The organism is Pseudomonas sp. HLG18 (assembly GCF_051903985.1).
Taxonomy (GTDB): Bacteria; Pseudomonadota; Gammaproteobacteria; order Pseudomonadales; family Pseudomonadaceae; genus Aquipseudomonas; species Aquipseudomonas fluorescens_BT.
In genome coordinates, this window is the sequence record NZ_CP195831.1 from 50,281 (window position 1) to 69,735 (window position 19,455).

Here is a 19,455-nt window from a genome sequence, read left to right on the forward strand (position 1 = left end):
GCCGGGGCGATGCTTTTAGTGCTTGAACATCACATGCCGAACCGTGGTGTAGTCCTCCAGCCCATACATGGACATGTCCTTGCCGTATCCGGACAGTTTCTGACCGCCGTGGGGCATTTCGCTGACAAGCATGAAGTGCGTGTTCACCCAGGTGCAGCCGTACTGCAACCGTGCGGACAGGCGATGGGCGCGTCCTACATCCGCCGTCCACACCGAGGACGCGAGGCCGTAATCCGAATCGTTGGCCCATTCCAGCGCCTGGGCTTCATCGGTGAATTTGGTTACCGACACCACCGGGCCGAACACTTCGCGGCGGACGATTTCGTCGTCCTGCTGCGCGTCGGCCAGCACCGTTGGTTCGAAGAAGAAACCATTGCCTTCCACAGCCTTGCCGCCAGTGATCAAGCGAATGTGCGGTTGCGCCACGGCGCGTTCGACAAATCCGGCCACGCGGTCGCGATGCTGGGCGGTGATCAGTGGCCCCAGCTCGGTCGACGGATCATCCTGCAAGCCGTACTTGATGCTGCTGACCGCTGCGCCAAGTTTCTCCACGAATTTGTCGTAGATGCCTTGCTGGGCGTAGATCCGGCACGCCGCGGTGCAGTCCTGGCCAGCGTTGTAGAAACCGAAGGTGCGAATGCCTTCGACCGCCGCATCAATGTCGGCGTCGTCGAAGATGATCACCGGCGCCTTGCCGCCCAATTCCATGTGCATGCGTTTGACGCTGTCGGCGGTGCTGGAAATGATGTTCGAACCGGTGGCGATGGAGCCGGTCAGCGACACCATGCGCACTTTCGGATGGGTCACCAGCGGACTGCCCACGCTCGGCCCACGCCCGAACACCAGATTGAGTACGCCGGCCGGGAAAATATCCGACGCCAGTTCAGCCAGACGCAACGCGGTCAGCGGGGTTTGTTCCGACGGCTTGAGCACCACGGTATTGCCGGCGGCGAGGGCCGGGGCGATTTTCCAGGCGACCATCATCAGCGGGTAGTTCCACGGTGCGATGGAGGCGATCACGCCCACCGGGTCGCGGCGGATCATCGAGGTGTGGCCGGGCAGGTATTCGCCACCGGCCGAACCACTCATGCAACGGCTGGCACCGGCGAAGAAACGGAACACGTCGGCAATCGCCGGGATCTCGTCGTTCAGCGCAGCGCTGTAGGGTTTGCCGCAGTTGTCCGATTCCAGTTTGGCCAGTTCTTCGCCGTGGGCTTCGATGGCGTCGGCGATTTTGAGCAGCAACAGCGAACGGTCTTTCGGCGTGGTCTGCGACCATTCGGCGAAGGCACTGTCGGCGGCGCGCACCGCGGCATCGACCTGGGCTTCGGTGGCTTCGTTGATTTCCACCAGCACGTCACCGCGCGCCGGGTTGAGCACCGGTTGCGCCGGGCCTTCGCCGTTGACCAGTTGGCCGTTGATCAAGAGTTTGGTTTGCATGTTGTTGTCCTCACTAGCACTTTTATTTTTCTGGCCGAATCGAGAATCCTGTGGGAGCGGGCTTGCCCGCGATGAGGCCATCCCGTTCAAAATTGATGGCGGCTGACACACCGTCATCGCTGGCAAGCCAGCTCCCACAGGGAGTTGTGGTGTTTGTTAGATATTCATTTGCCGCCGCTGCCGGCCACGCTCTCGCCACCCCGGGTCAGGTAGTAGGCGCCGAGGATCGGCAGCATGGTCACCAGCATCACGAGCATCGCCACGACATTGGTCACCGGCACGTCCCGTGGGCGGCTCAACTGGTTGAGCAACCAGAGCGGCAAGGTGCGTTCATGGCCGGCGGTGAAGGTGGTGACGATGATTTCGTCGAACGACAGCGCGAACGCGAGCATGCCGCCGGCGAGCAACGCCGAACCGAGGTTCGGCAGGATGATGTAGCGGAAGGTCTGCCAGCCGTCGGCGCCGAGATCCATCGACGCCTCGATCAGGCTGTGCGAGGTGCGGCGCAAACGGGCGATGACGTTGTTGTAGACGATCACCACGCAGAAGGTCGCGTGGCCGACGATGATGGTGAACATCCCCGGCTCAATGCCCAGCGTCTTGAAGGTCGCCAGCAGTGCGATCCCGGTGATGATCCCCGGCAGTGCGATGGGCAGGATCAGCATCAGCGAAATGCCCTGTTTGCCGAAGAAGTCCCGTCGGTACAGCGCCGCCGAAGCGAGGGTGCCGAGCACCATCGCGATCAGCGTGGCGATGGCCGCGATCTGCAACGACAGCTTGATCGCTTCCAGCACGTCCGGCCGCGAAAACGCCACGCTGAACCAGTGCAGGGTGAAGCCCTTCGGTGGAAAGCTGAACGCCGCGTCTTCGGTGTTGAAGGCGTAGAGGAAGATGATCAGGATCGGGAAGTGCAGAAACACCAACCCGCCCCAGGCTGCGATGCGCAAGCCTATTGAAGCCTTTTCAGAGTGCATCGAAGGCCCCCAGACGTTTGACGATGGACAGGTAAATGGCGATCAGCACGATCGGCACCAGCGTGAACGCCGCAGCCATCGGCATGTTGCCGATCGCGCCTTGCTGCGCGTACACCATGCTGCCGACGAAGTAGCCCGGCGGGCCCACCAGTTGCGGCACGATGAAGTCGCCCAAGGTCAGCGAAAAGGTGAAGATGGAGCCCGCGGCAATCCCCGGCACCGACAGCGGCAGAATCACCTGCATGAAGGTCTGGCGCGGCTTGGCCCCGAGGTCGGCGGAGGCTTGCAGCAACGATGGCGGCAGACGCTCCAGCGAGGCCTGGATCGGCAGGATCATGAACGGCAGCCAGATGTAGACGAACACCATGAACCGCCCCAGATGCGAGGTCGACAAGGTGCTGCCGCCGACCCCGGGAATTCCTAGAATGAACTGCAGCACCGGCTCCAGCCCCAGGTGCTGAACGAACCACTGCGCCACGCCGCCCTTGGCCAGCAGCAGCGTCCAGGCGTAGGCCTTGACGATGTAACTGGCCCACATCGGCATCATCACCGCGATGTAGAAAAACGCCTTGGTCTTGCCGGTGGTGTAGCGCGCCATGTAGTAGGCAATCGGGAACGCGACGATGGCGCTGGCGATCGACACCACGATGGCCATGCTCAGGGTGCGCAGGATGATGTCGAAATTCGATGGCTGAAACAGCGCGGCGAAATTGGCCAGGGTCAGGTCCGGCGTGACCGCCATGGTGAAGTCGTCGAAGGTGTAGAAACCTTGCCACAACAGCACCAGCAGCGAGCCCAGATAGATCGCGCCGAACCACAGCAGCGGCGGCACCAGCAGCATCGACAGGTACAGGTTCGGCTTGCGATACAGCAGGTTGGAAAACCTGCGCAACGGCGCCGATTGAGGGAGGGCGAGGGCGGTCATGTCACACCCCGCTCGCAACGGTGTCGTGCAACGGAATCATCGCTTCCCGCGCCCAGCGTGCGCTGATTCGCTGACCGGTCTGGTGCTGCGCGCTGCTGTCGATCCATTGATTGTTGGCCTGGCTGATGCTCAGGGTCTGGCCGTTTTCCAGGGTCAGTTCATAGCGCGTGGCGCTGCCCTGATATTGAATGTCGTGAAGCAGGCCGCTGACTTCGATCTCGTGACTGGCCAGCGGGCCTTCGGCGAAACGCACGTGTTCCGGGCGGATCGAAAACGGCTGCGGATGACCGCTGAGCTGACGCGCCAGATCGCCGCGAATCACGTTCGAAGTGCCCACGAATTCGGCGACGAACGTCGTGGTGGGTTTCATGTACAGATTGCGCGGGGTGTCGACCTGCTCGATGCGCCCCTTGTTGAACACGGCCACGCGGTCGGACATCGACAGCGCTTCAGTTTGGTCGTGGGTGACGAAGATGAAAGTGATGCCGAGCTGGCGTTGCAGCTTCTTCAGCTCACTTTGCATCTGTTCGCGCAGCTTCAGGTCGAGGGCGCCCAACGGTTCGTCGAGCAACAGCACTCGTGGACGATTGACCAGCGCGCGGGCGAGGGCGACGCGCTGGCGCTGACCGCCGGACAACTGCACCGGTTTGCGGGCGCCGTAGCCGCCGAGGGCGACCATGTCCAAGGCTTCTTCGGCGCGTTTGTGGCGCTCGTTCTTGTTCACGCCTTTGACTTTCAAACCGTAGGCCACGTTGTCCAGCACGTTCATGTGCGGGAACAGTGCGTAATCCTGAAACACCGTGTTGACGTCGCGTTGATAGGGCGGCAAACCGGCTGCTTCGGCGCCGTGAATGCGGATCGAGCCCGCGCTCGGTTGTTCGAACCCGGCGATCAGGCGCAGGCACGTGGTCTTGCCCGAACCGGAGGGGCCGAGCATGGAAAAGAACTCGCCGTCCTGGATATCGATGGAAACCCGGTCAACGGCCTTCACCTCGCCGAACTGCCGGGAAACGTTGGTGAACTGGACTGCAAGCGTCATGGTGCGGTGCTCCAAAAAGGCGAAGGCCGTCGCAGCGGCCCTGCCTGGACTTCTGAAAAAACTGGATCGTTTGGCGGTGTATGCCTGTGTTGGCTCACCACTTTTGGGTAGGTCTGACGCGGTCCGCTTTAGGCTCCCTCTCCCTCCGGGAGAGGGCGGGGGGTGAGGGCAGCGGTTTCGGCCATTGCTCCAATTTCAAAAGCAAAGTCAAAAGCTACCCCCTCACCACAACCCTCCCGAAACGTCGGACCGCCCCCAAGGGGGAGAGGGGGAAAGGGAGCTCGACTGAGGTGAAGTCGGGATCAGCGGCCGCCCATAATCGCAATGTAGTCCTGCGTCCACCGGCTATACGGCACAAACTTCCCACCCTCAGCCTGCGGTGTTTTCCAGAAAGCGATCTTGTCGAACTGATCAAACCCGTTGGTCTTGCAGCCTTCAGCTCCGAGCAATTCACTGCCCTGGCAAGCCGCCGGAACCGCCGGCAACGAGCCGAACCAGGCCGCCACGTCACCCTGGACTTTCGGCTGCAGCGACCAGTCCATCCACTTGTACGCGCAGTTCGGGTGCTTGGCCTCGGCGTGCAGCATGGTGGTGTCGGCCCAACCGGTGGCGCCTTCTTTCGGCACGGTCGAAGCAATCGGTTGTTTCTCGTTGATCAGGCCGTTGACCTGATACGGCCAGGCGCTGGACGCGACCACGCCTTCGTTCTTGAAGTCGCTCATCTGCACGGTGGTGTCGTGCCAGTAGCGGTGAATCAGCTTCTGCTGGGCGCGCAACAGTTCCAGCACCGCCTTGTACTGATCTTCGGTGAGTTGATACGGATCCTTGATCCCCAGCTCAGGCTTGGTGGACTTCAGATAGAGCGCCGCATCGGCGATGTAGATCGGGCCGTCGTAGGCTTGCACGCGGCCCTTGTTCGGCTTGCCGTCAGGCAGGTTCTGCGCGTCGAACACCACGCTCCAGCTGGTCGGCGCAGTCTTGAACACGTTGGTGTTGTACATCAGCACGTTCGGGCCCCACTGGTAGGGGGTGCCGTAGGTTTGCTTGTTGACCACGTACCACGGCGCGTCTTTCAGGCGCGGGTCGAGGGTTTTCCAGTTCGGGATCAACGCAGTGTTGATCGGTTGCACACGCTTGCCGACGATCAACCGCAGCGACGCATCGCCCGACGCCGTCACCAGGTCGTAGCCGCCCTTGGCCATCAGGCTGACCATTTCGTCGGAGGTAGCGGCGGTTTTCACATTCACCTTGCAGCCGGTTTCTTTCTCGAAACCGGTCACCCAGTCGTAGGCTTTATCGCTTTCACCGCGTTCGATGTAACCGGGCCAGGCGACGATATCGAGCTGGCCTTCGCCGGCGCCGACGGCTTTCAGCGGCTCGGCAGCCTGCAGGCTGGCGCTGGCCAGCAGGGCCGTGGTGATTGCACTGAGCAGTGCGGTCTTGTGCACGAACATGGTGAACCCTCTTCTTTAAATTATGGTCGGGGCAGTTGTGAACGCGGTGAAGCATGCCGTGGTCGGCTTGTTATTAGCGTAGTCAGAGATGCTGGCCGTGGCGGGCCATGATGTGCCGCACCACGCTGTAGTCCTGTAGCGAATCGCTGGATAAGTCTTTGCCGTAGCCGGAGCGTTTCAGGCCGCCGTGGGGCATTTCGCTGACCAGCATGAAATGGCTGTTGATCCAGGTGCAGCCGTATTGCAGCCGTGCGGCGACCTGCATCGCCTTGTCCAGGTTCTGGGTCCAGACCGACGAGGCGAGGCCATATTCGGAGTCATTGGCCCAGTCCACCGCCTGCGCGAGTTCATCGAAGCGGGTCACGGTGACCACCGGGCCGAACACTTCGCGCTGGACGATTTCATCGCTCTGTTTGCAACCGGCCAGCAAGGTTGGCTGATAGAAGAACCCGGCGCCGGAATGCACCGCTGCACCGGTCACCCGCTCGATGTGCGGCTGACCGAGGGCGCGTTCGACGAAACTGGCCACGCGGTCGCGCTGACGGGTGCTGATCAGCGGGCCGATCTCGTTGTCGGCGTCGCGTTTGCCGGCGAAGCGCAGGCTGCTGACCGCCGCACCGAGCTCGGCGACCAATTTGTCGTGAATCCCGGCCTGGGCGTAGATCCGGCAAGCCGCCGTGCAGTCCTGCCCGGCGTTGTAATAGCCATAAGTGCGCACGCCTTCGACCACGGCTTTGAGATCGGCATCGTTGCAGACGATCACCGGGGCCTTGCCGCCGAGTTCAAGGTGCGTGCGTTTGAGGGTTTTGGCGGCGGCCTGGAGGATTTTCTGGCCAGTGACGATATCGCCGGTCAGCGACACCATGCGCACTTTCGGATGCCCGACCAAGTGACTGCCAACGCCTTCACCGCCACCGCAGACGATGTTGATCACCCCACGCGGCAGGATCTCGGCCAGCGCTGGCGCCAGCGCCAGAATCGACAGCGGCGTGTGTTCGGACGGTTTGAACACCAGCGTATTGCCGGCAGCGAGGGCCGGGGCGATCTTCCACGCGGCCATCATGATCGGGTAGTTCCACGGCGCAATCGACGCGACGACGCCAATCGGATCGCGACGCACCATGCTGGTGTAGCCCGGCACGTATTCGCCGCTGAGTTGACCGGTCTGGCAACGCACGGCGCCGGCAAAGAAACGAAACACATCGACGGTGGCGGTCAAATCGTCCTGCCGCGCCAGGTGCAGCGGCTTGCCGCAGTTCAAGGCTTCGAGGCGGGCAAGGTGATCGGCGTGTTTTTCGACAGCGTTGGCGATTTCCAGCAGGAAATTCGAGCGTTGTTGCGGGGTGGTGCGCGACCACTCGGCAAAGGCGCGGTGGGCGGCGAGGATGGCGGCTTCGACTTGCTCGGTGCTGGCTTCGGCAATCTGGGTCAGGACTTCGCCGGTGGCCGGGTTGAGGATCGGTTCGACAAAACCCTGGCCGGCGACCAGTTCGCCGTCGATCAGCAACGCGGTGTGCATGTGGGTCTGCGCGCCAGCCATTTTCCGGGATCTCTTTTCTTGTGTGGTCATCTTTGCTCCCGTGGATCCGGGAGCCGACCGTCTTATAGATGCAGCAAGACTAGTGCGCGGCTCCGGGGTCGACAAATTCTAAATACTGAAGGTGGCATTCGATTAAATAGATGGCTTGCGTCCGCCGTGGGGCTGTTCGCGGGCCACGGTCAGGAAAGGATCGACCAGCGCCGGTCGCGCCGTGCCGCGACGCCAGGCCAGACCGACGTCGAGGGTCTGGTTGAGGTCGGCAATCGGCCGCGCTTCGATGATGTCGCCTTCCAGTGACCACGGTCGGTAGGTCATGTCGGGTTGGATCGATACGCCCAGGCCGGCTGCGACCAGACTTCGCACCGCCTCGGTGGAAGCGGTTCTGAGGGTGATCTTCGGTTGCAACCCGGCGCCGCGCCACAGGCGTTGGGCGTTGCGATCCATCTCGTCGACGTTCAGTTGAATCAACGGCTCCCGGGCGACATCGGCGAGGTTGATGCTGTCGTGTTCCAGCAGCGGGTGCTGGGCCGGCAGCCACAAACGGTGCGGCGAGTGGGTCAGCACTTCGGTCTGCAAGGCGTGGCGGTCTTCGAGGTTGGAGAGGATCAGCACGCCGACATCGATCTCGCCGCTGACCAGCAAATGCTCGATGTACGGCCGTTCGTCCTCCATCACCCGGATCTCGACATTGGGGTAGGCACGCTGGAAACGGGTGAGCAAATCCGCCAGGTAATAACCGGCCACCAGACTGGTCACGCCGACGATCAACTGCCCGGCGACCTGGTCGGTGCTCTGTTGCAGGCTGCGTTTGGCGTTGTCCACGGTGGCCAGAATCAGGTGCGCCTGGCGCAGGAATTGGTGGCCCTGATGCGTCAGCGTCATGCCCTTGGCGTGGCGATTGAACAGGCTGACGCCGATTTCTTCCTCCAGTTGCTGGATGGCCAGGGTCAGGGTCGATTGGGAAATGAAAGCGGTTTGCGCGGCGGCGGAGATCGAGCCGGTCTCGGCCACAGCGATGAAATGGCGGATCTGACGCAAGGTCATCATGGAAGGTTTACCCGGTGGGCGGTTTTTATAGATTGCCTCGAGTGTATATCTATTTTCGCGAAGGGCTGCTGGGGGCCAGGCAACATCTGGAAGCACACTCGCACCCAAGTGGCGGGCACTTTCGAACTAGGCTGAGGGCCTTATTGATCCGGATAAACCCTGTTTGGAGGCGGAACATGAACACCCGTGGATTGCTCGATCAACTCCTCAAGTCCGGCCAGGAACTGCTGCAGAACAAGGCGGGCGGGGCGCAGAACAAACCGGCTGCCGGCGGTTTGGGCGGCTTGCTGGGCGGATCTTCCAGTCATGGCGCACTCGGCGGTTTGCTGTCAGGCGCCGGCGGCGGTGCCCTGGCGGCCGGCGCCATGGGCCTGTTGCTGGGCAGTAAAAAGGCCCGCAAGGTTGGCGGTAAAGTCGCCATTTACGGCGGCCTCGCCGCGCTGGGCGTGATCGCCTACAAAGCCTATGGCAACTGGAACGCCCAGAAAGGCACCGCCCCGCAAAACGAACCGCAGACCCTCGACCGCCTGCCACCGGCGCAAGTCGAACAACACAGCCAGGCCATCCTCAGAGCCCTGGTCGCCGCCGCCAAGGCCGACGGCCACATCGACGACCGTGAACGCCAACTGATCGAAGGCGAATTCACCAAACTCGACAACGATCAGGAACTCAAGCACTGGCTCCACGCCGAACTCAATAAGCCCCTCGACCCCACCGATGTCGCCCGCGCGGCAAGCACGCCGGAGATGGCCGCCGAGATGTACGTGGCGAGCGTGATGATGGTGGATGAGGAGAACTTCATGGAGAAGAGCTATCTGGATGAACTGGCGCGGCAGTTGAAGCTGGAGCCGGGGTTGAAGGTGGAGCTTGAGAAGCAGGTCCGTGTAGCTACCCAGTAAAACCGCTGTCAGCGATATCAGAACCCGCGATCCCGCACAGGATGGCGGGTTCTTTCGTTGTGGCTGAAAAATCGCCGGCGAGGGCGCGTTACGGTATCGGCAGATCGTCTGCAGCGGAAATGGCCAATCCATCGCCCCTTTTTGCCATTGCGTCACTGGCACGCCACCCTCCGATTCCTTGAAAGTCCCTGTCCAGAGCCCACCCCGTTTACTCGGAAGGCCTGAGCGCGGCAAACCGTCTTATAAATGAAACACCGCCCTCAGCTATACTCCCCCGCATTTCGACCCGCCCCGAGGACTGACTGTGAAGAACTGGACGTTGCGCCAACGCATTTTGGCGAGCTTTGCGGTGATTATCGCCATCATGCTGCTGATGGTGGTCGTCTCGTATTCGCGGCTGCTGAAGATCGAAGCCAGTGAAAACAGCGTTCGTGACGACGCGATTCCCGGCGTCTATTACAGCTCGATGATCCGCGGCGCGTGGGTCGACAGTTACCTGCAGACCCAGGAACTGCTGGGGCTCAAGGAAGGGCAGGGCGTCAGCAGCGAAGATGCGGCCGATTACAAAGCCTTCGAGTCTCGTCTTCAGGAGCAGATGGCCAATTACCGTGGCACGGTGGTCACGGACGAGGACAAGCTGGAATTCGCGGCGTTCGAGAAATATCACGACGCCTACCTGAAAACTCAGGATGCGGTACTGGATCTGCACAAGCGCAATCTCGAAGCCGACGCTGTAAAGCTGTTCCACGAACAACTGACACCGACCTGGTACTCGGGCCGGATGAAGCTCAACGACATCATTGGCGAGAACAAGAAAGTCGCCGACAAGGCCATGGCCAACATCGACGAGGCCGTGGCGGCAGCCAAGGTCAGCATGTTCGTCTCGCTGCTGGTGGCCGTGCTGGCCGCCGGTTTCTGCGGTCTGTTGCTGATGCGCGCAATCATGGCGCCAATGAACCGCATCGTGCAGATCCTCGACATCATGCGCACGGGCGATCTGAGCAGTCGCTTGAACCTTGAGCGCAAGGACGAGTTCGGCGCGGTGGAAACCGGCTTCAACGACATGATGACCGAGCTCACCTCGCTGGTGTCCCAGGCCCAGCGCTCGTCGGTGCAGGTAACCACCTCGGTGACCGAGATCGCCGCCACTTCCAAGCAGCAACAGGCGACGGCTACCGAAACCGCGGCGACCACGACTGAAATCGGCGCGACGTCCCGCGAGATCGCGGCAACCTCACGCGACCTGGTGCGCACCATGACCGAAGTTTCCACCGCCGCCGATCAGGCCTCGGTGCTGGCCGGTTCCGGGCAGCAAGGCCTGGCGCGCATGGAGGACACCATGCACTCGGTGATGGGCGCGGCGGATCTGGTGAACGCCAAACTGGCGATCCTCAACGAGAAGGCCGGCAACATCAATCAGGTGGTCGTGACTATCGTCAAGGTCGCCGACCAGACCAACCTGCTGTCCCTGAACGCCGCGATCGAAGCGGAAAAGGCCGGCGAGTATGGCCGTGGTTTCGCCGTGGTCGCCACCGAAGTGCGGCGTCTGGCGGATCAGACCGCCGTGGCCACTTACGACATCGAACAGATGGTCCGTGAGATCCAGTCGGCGGTGTCCGCCGGGGTGATGGGCATGGACAAGTTCTCCGAGGAAGTGCGCCGTGGCATGGCCGAAGTGCAGCAGGTCGGCGAGCAGCTGTCGCAGATCATCCATCAGGTACAGGCGCTGGCGCCGCGGGTGTTGATGGTCAACGAGGGCATGCAGGCCCAGGCCACCGGCGCCGAGCAGATCAACCATGCGCTGGTGCAACTGGGTGATGCCAGCAGCCAGACCGTCGAGTCGTTGCGTCAGGCCAGTTTCGCCATCGACGAACTGAGCCAGGTGGCCGTAGGCCTGCGCAGCGGCGTTTCGCGATTCAAAGTCTGATGAGCGAAATCACCGCCAAACGCAGCGCTGCCCCGGTGGCGAAGCAGGCGTTGTTCCTGCTGTTTCGCATCGGCAGCGAACGCTACGCCTTGCGCGCCACGGAAGTGGCCGAAGTGCTGCCGCGCCTGCCGTTGAAGCCGATTGCCCGGGCGCCGCACTGGGTGGCGGGTGTGTTCGCCTATCGCGGCACGGTGGTGCCGGTGATCGACCTCAGTGCTCTGACATTCGGCCATCCTGCCGAGGCGCGTACCAGCACGCGACTGGTGCTGGTGCATTACCGCGCGGATGACTCGCAGCCCTCGCAATGGCTGGGCCTGATCCTCGAACAGGCCACCGATACCCTGCGCTGCAACGCGGATGATTTTCAGCCGTACGGCCTCGACAATCGTCAGGCGCCATACCTCGGCCCGGTGCGTGAAGACGCCCAAGGGCTGGTGCAATGGGTGCGGGTCAACGACTTGCTGGACGAGTCGGTGCGCACGCTGCTGTTTCCGACGCCGCCGCTGGACCCACAGCGACTTGAGGAGCAGCCATGAGCAGCGACCAGCGCTTCTTCGACTTCCTCAAGGAACGCATCGGCCTCGATGTCGCTTCGGTCGGCCCGGCGATCATCGAGCGGGCCGTGCGCCAGCGCATCACCCTGTCGCAAACGGTGAATGCCAACGAGTACTGGCAGACCCTGCAAGTCTCGCGGGACGAACAGCAGGCGCTGATCGAAGCGGTGATCGTCCCGGAGACCTGGTTTTTCCGTTACCCGGAATCCTTCGCCACCCTGGGCAAACTGGCCCGCAAACGCCTGGCCGAGCTGAACAACATGCGGGCGCTGCGCATCCTCAGCCTGCCGTGCTCCACCGGTGAAGAACCCTATTCGATTGCCATGGCGTTGCTCGATGCGGGCCTCAAACCCCATCAGTTCAAGGTCGATGGCATGGACGTCAGCCCTTTGTCGGTGGACAAGGCGCGACGGGCGCTGTACGGCAGGAACTCGTTTCGCGGCCAGGAGCTGGATTTTCGCGAGCGGCACTTTTCCGCCGATGACGAGGGTTATCGGGTGAATGAAATTGTCCGCGAGCAGGTGCGCCTTCAAGTGGGCAACGTGCTCGATCCCTCGTTGCTGGTCAACGAACCGCCGTTCGATTTCGTGTTCTGCCGCAACCTGTTGATCTATTTCGATCAGCCGACCCAGCAACAGGTATTCGCCGTGCTCAAACGCCTGACCCATGTCGACGGCGTGTTGTTTATCGGCCCCGCCGAGGGCAGTCTGCTCGGGCGACTGGGCATGCGTTCGATCGGGATTCCACAGTCCTTTGCGTTCAGTCGCGACAGCGACCCGCAACCCGAACCGCTGCCGATGCCGGTTGCGATTCCGCCCCCGTTGCCCGTGCGCCAGCCCGTGCGCAGCACGCCGCCGCCACCGGTGCGCAGTCGTCCATTTGCTGCTGTGACGCCACTGCCCGCCACCGCCAAAAGCCCGACCCCCGACGCGGCGACCCTGCTGGCCAACATCGCCGCTTTGGCCAACGAAGGCAAAAGCGCCGAAGCCCGCGCTGCGTGCGAACAGTTTTTGCGCAGCCATGAGCCGGTGGCCCAGGTGTTCTACTGGCTTGGCTTGCTCAGTGACGTCGCCGGCAGCGCTCTCGAAGCCCAGGGTTTTTACCGCAAGGCTTTGTACCTCGAACCGCAACACGCCGAAGCCTTGATGCACCTGGCCGGGTTGCTGCAGGCCCAGGGTGACACGGCCGGTGCCCGACGATTGCAGGAGCGCGCCGCCCGCAGCGGCCGCACCGCCGACAGTGAGCGTAAACGATGATCCCGTCCGACACCTTGAACGTCACCCACGAAGACGCCCGGGCCATCGACGATTGCTGGAACCGCATCGGCATTCACGGCGACAAGTCCTGCCCGCTGCTGGAAGAACACATTCATTGCCGCAATTGCTCGGTGTATTCCGCCGCGGCCACGCGCCTGCTCGACCGTTATGCGCTGCAGCAGGATGAGCGCGACCCGGTGGCGACCCAGGTTGAAACCGAGCTGAAAACCCGTTCGTTGCTGATGTTCCGCCTCGGCGAAGAATGGCTCGGCCTGGCCACCCGCAGCCTGGTGGAGGTCGCGCCGTTGCAGGCGATTCACTCGCTGCCGCACCAGCGCTCCCGGGCCTTGCTCGGTGTCGCGAACGTGCGCGGGGCGCTGGTGGCGTGCCTGTCGCTGGTCGAACTGTTGGGCCTGGACAGCAACGCCGCGGCGCCCACTGGGGCGCGGATCATGCCGCGCATGTTGATCATTGCTGCCAATGGCGGGCCGGTGGTGGTGCCGGTGGATGAAGTCGACGGCATTCACGCCATCGACGAACGCATTCTTGACGCCGCATCCCGATCCGGTGCGCAGGCCAGTGCCAAATACACCCGAGGCGTGTTGCCCTTCAAAGGCCGCAGCCTGCGCTGGCTGGATGAAGAACAGTTGCTGTCCGCCGTGACCCGGAGCCTCACATGACCCCCGAGCAAATGCGCGACTCCTCTCTGCTCGAGCTGTTCAGCCTGGAAGCCGAAGCACAGACTCAAGTGCTGAGTGCCGGGCTGCTGGCGCTGGAGCGCAATCCGACCCAGGCCGATCAGCTCGAGTCCTGCATGCGTGCTGCGCACTCCTTGAAAGGTGCGGCGCGGATTGTCGGCATCGACAGTGGCGTCAGCGTCGCCCACGTGATGGAAGATTGTCTGGTCAGCGCCCAGGAAGGGCGGTTGTTCCTGCGCCCGGAGCATATCGACGCGCTGTTGCAGGGTACCGACCTGCTGATGCGCATCGCCACCCCGGCCAACGGCCCGCAACCGGCGGATATCGAGGCTTACGTAGCGTTGATGGGCGGTTTGCTCGATCCGACGGCACCAGCCGTGGTGCCCGCCGCTCCGAGTGCGCCATCAATGGCCGAGTTGCAACTTCAGCCACCACCGATGGTTGAGCCCGCGCCGGTTGACATCCCGGTCGAGGTTGCCGAGCCGGAACCCGCGCCGCGCAAGAGCAAACGCACCACGGAGGGCGGCGAGCGGGTGCTGCGGGTCACCGCCGAACGCCTGAACAGCCTGCTCGATCTGTCGAGCAAATCCCTGGTGGAAACCCAGCGCCTCAAGCCGCATCTGGCCACCATGCAGCGCCTCAAACGCATGCAGAACAACGGCCTGCGGGCGCTGGAAAGTCTCAATGTGCATCTCAAGGAGCATGCCCTGAGCCTTGAAGCTCAAGAAGCGCTGGAAGATGCGCGGCGCCTGCTCGCCGAATCTCAGCAACTGCTGGCAGAGAAAAACGCCGAGCTCGACGAGTTCGCCTGGCAGGCCAGCCAGCGAGCGCAAGTGCTCTATGACACCGCGCTGGCCTGCCGCATGCGGCCGTTCGCCGATGTGTTGTCCGGTCAGGTGCGGATGGTGCGCGACCTCGGTCGCAGCCTCGGTAAACAGGTACGGCTTGAGATCGAGGGCGAGAAGACTCAGGTCGACCGCGATGTGCTGGAAAAACTCGAAGCACCGCTGACGCATCTGCTGCGCAACGCAGTGGATCATGGCATCGAAACCCCGGAAGAACGCCTGCTCAAAGGCAAGCCCGAAGAAGGCCTGATCCGTCTGCGCGCCTCGCATCAGGCCGGTCTGCTGGTGCTGGAATTGAGCGATGACGGCAATGGTGTCGATCTGGAAAAGGTCCGTCGCAGCATCGTCGAGCGCCAGCTGTCGCCGGCGGAAACGGCCGCCCAGTTGAGCGAAGAAGAGCTGCTGACCTTCCTGTTCCTGCCGGGTTTCAGTCTGCGGGACAAGGTCACCGAAGTGTCCGGTCGTGGCGTCGGCCTCGATGCCGTTCAGCACATGGTTCGCCAGTTGCGCGGTGCGGTGGTGCTGGAGCAGACGGCGGGCGAGGGCAGTCGCTTCCATCTCGAAGTACCGCTGACCCTGTCTGTGGTGCGCAGCCTGGTGGTGGAAGTTGGCGAGGAGGCTTATGCGTTCCCGCTGGCGCACATCGAACGCATGTGCGATCTGGCGCCGGAGGACATCGTGCAGGTCGAAGGGCGCCAGCACTTCTGGCACGAGGGGCGGCATGTCGGGCTGGTCGCGGCCAGCCAGTTGCTGCAGCGTCCGGCCAGTCAGAACAGCGGCGATACCCTGAAGGTCGTGGTGATCCGCGAGCGCGAGGCGATCTACGGTGTGGCGGTGGAGCGTTTCATCGGCGAGCGCACGCTGGTGGTGTTGCCGCTGGACGAGCGGCTGGGCAAGGTGCAGGACATTTCCGCCGGGGCGTTGCTCGACGATGGTTCGGTGGTGTTGATCGTCGATGTCGAAGACATGCTGCGCTCGGTGGACAAGTTGCTGAACACCGGGCGTCTGGAGCGAATCGCCCGCCATGGCAATCAGGCCGCAGAGGCGGCGCGCAAACGGATTTTGGTGGTCGACGATTCGCTCACCGTGCGTGAATTGCAACGCAAACTGCTGCTCAATCGTGGCTATGACGTGGCCGTTGCGGTCGACGGCATGGACGGCTGGAACGCCTTGCGCTCAGAGGATTTCGATCTGCTGATCACTGACATCGACATGCCGCGCATGGACGGCATCGAACTGGTGACGCTGCTGCGTCGCGACAATCGCCTGCAATCGCTGCCAGTGATGGTGGTGTCTTACAAGGATCGCGAAGAAGACAGGCGCCGTGGACTGGATGCCGGGGCGGACTATTATCTGGCCAAGGCCAGCTTTCATGACGATGCACTGCTCGACGCAGTGGTTGAGCTCATCGGAGGAGCGCGGGCATGAAGATCGCAATCGTCAACGACATGCCTATGGCGGTGGAGGCCCTGCGCCGGGCGCTGGCTTTCGAGCCGGCGCATCAAGTGGTGTGGGTCGCCAGCAACGGCGCCGAAGCGGTGCGCCTGTGCGCGGAAAACACCCCGGACCTGATCCTGATGGACCTGATCATGCCGGTGATGGACGGCGTCGAGGCCACCCGGCGCATCATGGCCGAGACGCCCTGCGCGATTGTCATCGTCACGGTCGACCGCCAGCAGAACGTGCACCGGGTGTTCGAAGCCATGGGCCACGGTGCGCTGGACGTAGTCGACACCCCGGCCCTCGGCGCCGGCAACGCTCAGCAGGCGGCGGCACCGCTGCTGCGCAAGATCCTTAATATCGGCTGGCTGATCGGCGAGAAAACCGCTCGCTCGCGCCCGGCCCAGACCACGCCACGCAGTTCGGCATCGTGCCAGCGGCTGGTGGCGATCGGCTCGTCCGCAGGCGGCCCGGCGGCGCTGGAGGTCTTGCTCAAAGGCCTGCCGCGCAACTTTTCGGCAGCGATCGTACTGGTGCAGCATGTCGACCAGGTTTTCGCCGCCGGCATGGCCGAATGGCTGGCCAGTGCCAGTGGCCTCGACGTGCGCCTGGCACGGGAGGGCGAGCCACCGCAGGCCGGCGCGGTGCTGCTGGCCGGCACCAATCACCACATCAGGTTGCTCAAGAACGGCACGCTGGCCTACACCGCCGAGCCGGTCAACGAAATCTACCGCCCCTCGATCGACGTGTTTTTCGAAAGCGTCGCCAATTACTGGAACGGTGACGCAGTAGGGGTTTTGTTGACCGGAATGGGACGCGACGGGGCGCAAGGGCTTAAGCTCATGCGTCAACAGGGCTACCTGACCATCGCGCAGGATCAGCAAAGCAGTGCGGTGTACGGCATGCCCAAGGCCGCCGCGGCCATCGATGCAGCCGTAGAAATCCGTCCACTGGAAAAGATAGCGCCACGATTGCTGGAGATTTTCCCCAAATGAACACATCCATCCGCAATCCTGGCCCCCGCAGCACTCAGGTGACCGCCCATGAATGACTTACAGATCGATGACATCAAAACCGACGAGAACGCCGCCATGGTGTTGTTGGTGGACGATCAGGCGATGATCGGCGAAGCCGTGCGCCGCGGGCTGTCGAATGAAGAGAACATCGACTTCCACTTCTGCTCCGACCCGCATCTTGCCGTGGCCCACGCGGTGCGGATCAAGCCGACCGTGATCCTGCAGGATCTGGTGATGCCGGGCCTTGACGGCCTGAGTCTGGTGCGTGAATACCGCAACCATCCGGCGACCAAAGACATTCCGATCATTGTCCTGTCGACCAAGGAAGACCCGCTGATCAAGAGCGCAGCGTTCTCCGCCGGGGCCAATGATTATCTGGTGAAGCTGCCGGACAACATCGAGCTGGTGGCGCGCATCCGTTATCACTCGCGCTCCTACATGACCCTGCTGCAGCGGGACGCGGCCTATCGCGCCTTGCGGGTCAGCCAGCAGCAATTGCTCGACACCAATCTGGTGCTGCAGCGGCTGATGAACTCAGACGGGCTGACCGGGCTGTCCAACCGCCGGCATTTCGACGAATACCTGGAGCTGGAATGGCGCCGCTCGCTGCGTGACCAGAGCCAGTTGTCGTTGCTGATGATCGACGTCGATTACTTCAAGTCCTACAACGACACCTTCGGTCACGTCGAAGGCGACGAAGCCTTGCGCAAGGTCGCCACGGCGATCCGCGAGGCCAGTGCCCGGCCGTCCGACTTGCCGGCGCGTTATGGCGGCGAAGAGTTTGCGCTGGTGCTGCCCAACACCTCGCCGGGCGGGGCGCGGCTGGTGGCGGAGAAGCTGCGCCAGACCGTGGCGGCGCTGAAGATTCCGCACAATGCTCCGGTCGAAGGGTCGAGCCTGACCATCAGCATCGGCCTGGCGACGATGGTGCCGGAGGCGGGCAGCGACTGCCGGTTGCTGATCTCGGCGGCGGACCGTGGCCTGTACCTGGCCAAGAACAATGGGCGCAATCAGGTCGGCATCGAATAGGTACGCGATACCCTTGTGGGAGCGGGCTTGCTCGCGAATGCGGTGGGTCATTCAGCAATGATGTCGACTGATACTCCGCCTTCGCGAGCAAGCCAGCTCCCACGGGGATCTGTGTCAGGCCATGTCAAGTGAATCGCCTTAACAGCCGCCAGACGGGCTGCCGTGACAGCTTGATTACGTTATACTCGCCGGCTTTCAAAAGTTCGCCAACGAGTGCTGCCCGTCATGGAAATCAACCCGATCCTGAACACCATCAAGGACCTGTCCGAGCGCTCCGAAACTATTCGGGGGTATCTTTGACTACGATCAAAAGCATGAGCGTCTGATCGAAGTCAATCGCGAGCTTGAAGATCCTGCAGTCTGGAACAAACCTGAATACGCCCAGGAACTGGGCCGCGAGCGCGCTGCGCTGGCGCAGATCGTCGATACCCTCGATGAACTGAACGGTGGCCTGGCCGATTGCCGCGAGCTGCTGGACATGGCCGTTGAAGAGAACGACGAGGGCGCGGTCAACGACGTCGTCGAAGTTCTTCAAGGTCTCGAAGAGTCCCTGTCCAAGCTCGAATTCCGCCGTATGTTCAGCCACGAGATGGACCCGAACAACGCCTACCTGGACATCCAGGCCGGTTCCGGCGGCACCGAAGCCCAGGACTGGGCCAACATCCTGCTGCGCATGTACCTGCGCTGGGCCGACAAACGCGGTTTCGACGCGACCATCATGGAGCTGTCGGCCGGTGAAGTCGCCGGGATCAAGGGCGCTACCGTGCACATCAAGGGCGAATACGCCTTTGGCTGGCTGCGCACCGAGATCGGCGTGCACCGTCTGGTGCGCAAGAGCCCGTTCGACTCCGGCAACCGTCGTCACACCTCGTTCTCCGCGGTTTTCGTCTCGCCAGAGATCGATGACAAGGTGGAAATCGAAATCAACCCGGCAGACCTGCGGATCGACACCTATCGTTCCTCCGGTGCCGGTGGTCAGCACGTAAACACCACCGACTCGGCCGTACGTATCACCCACGTACCGACCAACACCGTGGTCAGCTGCCAGAACGAACGTTCCCAGCACGCCAACAAGGACACCGCCATGAAAATGCTGCGGGCCAAGTTGTACGAGCAGGAAATGCAGAAGCGCAACGCCGCGTCCCAGGCCCTGGAAGACACCAAGTCGGACATCGGCTGGGGTCACCAGATCCGTTCGTACGTGCTCGATGCCTCGCGGATCAAGGATCTGCGTACCAACATCGAACGCAGTGACTGCGACAAGGTACTCGACGGCGATATCGACGAATACCTGGAAGCCAGCCTGAAATCGGGGCTGTAAGCTTCACCCGACCTCAAGTCCCCCGTCACCGGCGGGGGCAACGAACCTGTG

The 19,455-nt window shown here is 62.6% G+C and carries 16 protein-coding genes and 1 pseudogene; 9 read left to right on the forward strand and 8 right to left on the reverse strand.

Features of this window, described 5'->3' with window-relative positions; translation table 11 throughout:
• Positions 1 to 15: 15 nt before the first annotated feature.
• The 7 genes from ACSPX5_RS00245 to ACSPX5_RS00275 all read right to left on the reverse strand — a co-directional run bounded on the left by ACSPX5_RS00245 (position 16) and on the right by ACSPX5_RS00275 (position 8,419).
• On the reverse strand, positions 16 to 1,440 hold the full coding sequence (locus ACSPX5_RS00245; RefSeq protein ID WP_439820749.1) for a gamma-aminobutyraldehyde dehydrogenase: 1,425 nt from the start codon (positions 1,438 to 1,440) through the stop codon (positions 16 to 18).
• 164 nt (positions 1,441 to 1,604) lie between these two features.
• Positions 1,605 to 2,414, reverse strand: a complete 810-nt coding sequence (locus ACSPX5_RS00250) for an ABC transporter permease (RefSeq protein WP_007954663.1) — start codon at positions 2,412 to 2,414, stop codon at positions 1,605 to 1,607.
• Positions 2,404 to 3,339 (reverse strand): ABC transporter permease, encoded by a 936-nt coding sequence (locus ACSPX5_RS00255; protein ID WP_085647771.1) that lies wholly within the window; start codon positions 3,337 to 3,339, stop codon positions 2,404 to 2,406. Before ACSPX5_RS00255 ends, ACSPX5_RS00250 begins: the two co-directional genes overlap by 11 nt.
• Position 3,340: 1 nt before the next feature.
• Positions 3,341 to 4,378: an ABC transporter ATP-binding protein gene (locus ACSPX5_RS00260; protein ID WP_085747034.1), complete on the reverse strand. Its 1,038-nt coding sequence runs from the start codon at positions 4,376 to 4,378 to the stop codon at positions 3,341 to 3,343.
• A 302-nt stretch (positions 4,379 to 4,680) separates the two neighbouring features.
• On the reverse strand, positions 4,681 to 5,832 hold the full coding sequence (gene ydcS / locus ACSPX5_RS00265; RefSeq protein WP_169429018.1) for a putative ABC transporter substrate-binding protein YdcS: 1,152 nt from the start codon (positions 5,830 to 5,832) through the stop codon (positions 4,681 to 4,683).
• A gap of 82 nt (positions 5,833 to 5,914) precedes the next feature.
• The gene (locus ACSPX5_RS00270) at positions 5,915 to 7,402 is read right to left on the reverse strand and encodes a gamma-aminobutyraldehyde dehydrogenase (RefSeq protein WP_207866804.1); all 1,488 of its coding nucleotides are present in this window, start codon (positions 7,400 to 7,402) and stop codon (positions 5,915 to 5,917) included.
• A gap of 102 nt (positions 7,403 to 7,504) precedes the next feature.
• Entirely contained in the window at positions 7,505 to 8,419 is a 915-nt protein-coding gene (locus ACSPX5_RS00275) for a LysR family transcriptional regulator (protein WP_007954670.1), read from the reverse strand.
• Between the two features lie 176 nt (positions 8,420 to 8,595).
• Here ACSPX5_RS00275 and ACSPX5_RS00280 point away from each other — a divergent pair, with 176 nt between their 5' ends.
• The 8 genes from ACSPX5_RS00280 (at position 8,596) to ACSPX5_RS00315 (ending at position 18,083) form a co-directional block, all read left to right on the forward strand.
• Entirely contained in the window at positions 8,596 to 9,318 is a 723-nt protein-coding gene (locus tag ACSPX5_RS00280) for a tellurite resistance TerB family protein (RefSeq protein WP_169429020.1), read from the forward strand.
• Positions 9,319 to 9,622: 304 nt separating this feature from the next.
• The gene (locus tag ACSPX5_RS00285) at positions 9,623 to 11,245 is read left to right on the forward strand and encodes a methyl-accepting chemotaxis protein (RefSeq protein ID WP_169429021.1); all 1,623 of its coding nucleotides are present in this window, start codon (positions 9,623 to 9,625) and stop codon (positions 11,243 to 11,245) included.
• A complete protein-coding gene (locus ACSPX5_RS00290; protein WP_169429022.1) occupies positions 11,245 to 11,781 on the forward strand; it encodes a chemotaxis protein CheW in 537 nt (178 codons plus the stop codon). Before ACSPX5_RS00285 ends, ACSPX5_RS00290 begins: the two co-directional genes overlap by 1 nt.
• Positions 11,778 to 13,055: a CheR family methyltransferase gene (locus tag ACSPX5_RS00295; protein ID WP_439820750.1), complete on the forward strand. Its 1,278-nt coding sequence runs from the start codon at positions 11,778 to 11,780 to the stop codon at positions 13,053 to 13,055. The genes ACSPX5_RS00290 and ACSPX5_RS00295 overlap by 4 nt, the downstream gene beginning before the upstream one ends.
• Positions 13,052 to 13,735: a chemotaxis protein CheW gene (locus ACSPX5_RS00300; RefSeq protein ID WP_169429024.1), complete on the forward strand. Its 684-nt coding sequence runs from the start codon at positions 13,052 to 13,054 to the stop codon at positions 13,733 to 13,735. The genes ACSPX5_RS00295 and ACSPX5_RS00300 overlap by 4 nt, the downstream gene beginning before the upstream one ends.
• On the forward strand, positions 13,732 to 16,026 hold the full coding sequence (locus ACSPX5_RS00305; protein WP_439820751.1) for a hybrid sensor histidine kinase/response regulator: 2,295 nt from the start codon (positions 13,732 to 13,734) through the stop codon (positions 16,024 to 16,026). The genes ACSPX5_RS00300 and ACSPX5_RS00305 overlap by 4 nt, the downstream gene beginning before the upstream one ends.
• On the forward strand, positions 16,023 to 17,033 hold the full coding sequence (locus tag ACSPX5_RS00310) for a chemotaxis response regulator protein-glutamate methylesterase (protein ID WP_169429026.1): 1,011 nt from the start codon (positions 16,023 to 16,025) through the stop codon (positions 17,031 to 17,033). Before ACSPX5_RS00305 ends, ACSPX5_RS00310 begins: the two co-directional genes overlap by 4 nt.
• A 48-nt stretch (positions 17,034 to 17,081) precedes the next feature.
• On the forward strand, positions 17,082 to 18,083 hold the full coding sequence (locus tag ACSPX5_RS00315) for a response regulator (protein ID WP_207866799.1): 1,002 nt from the start codon (positions 17,082 to 17,084) through the stop codon (positions 18,081 to 18,083).
• Between the two features lie 13 nt (positions 18,084 to 18,096).
• Here ACSPX5_RS00315 and ACSPX5_RS00320 read toward each other — a convergent pair.
• Positions 18,097 to 18,201, reverse strand: a pseudogene (locus tag ACSPX5_RS00320) (metal ABC transporter ATP-binding protein); the annotation flags it as partial.
• Between the two features lie 107 nt (positions 18,202 to 18,308).
• Between ACSPX5_RS00320 and prfB the strand changes: the two are divergent.
• Positions 18,309 to 19,404 (forward strand): peptide chain release factor 2 gene (gene prfB, locus ACSPX5_RS00325; RefSeq protein ID WP_102621447.1). Its coding sequence is split into 2 segments (ribosomal slippage): positions 18,309 to 18,380 and positions 18,382 to 19,404, totalling 1,095 coding nucleotides; the frame shifts between segments, so codons are not numbered across the junction.
• Positions 19,405 to 19,455 lie beyond the last annotated feature (51 nt).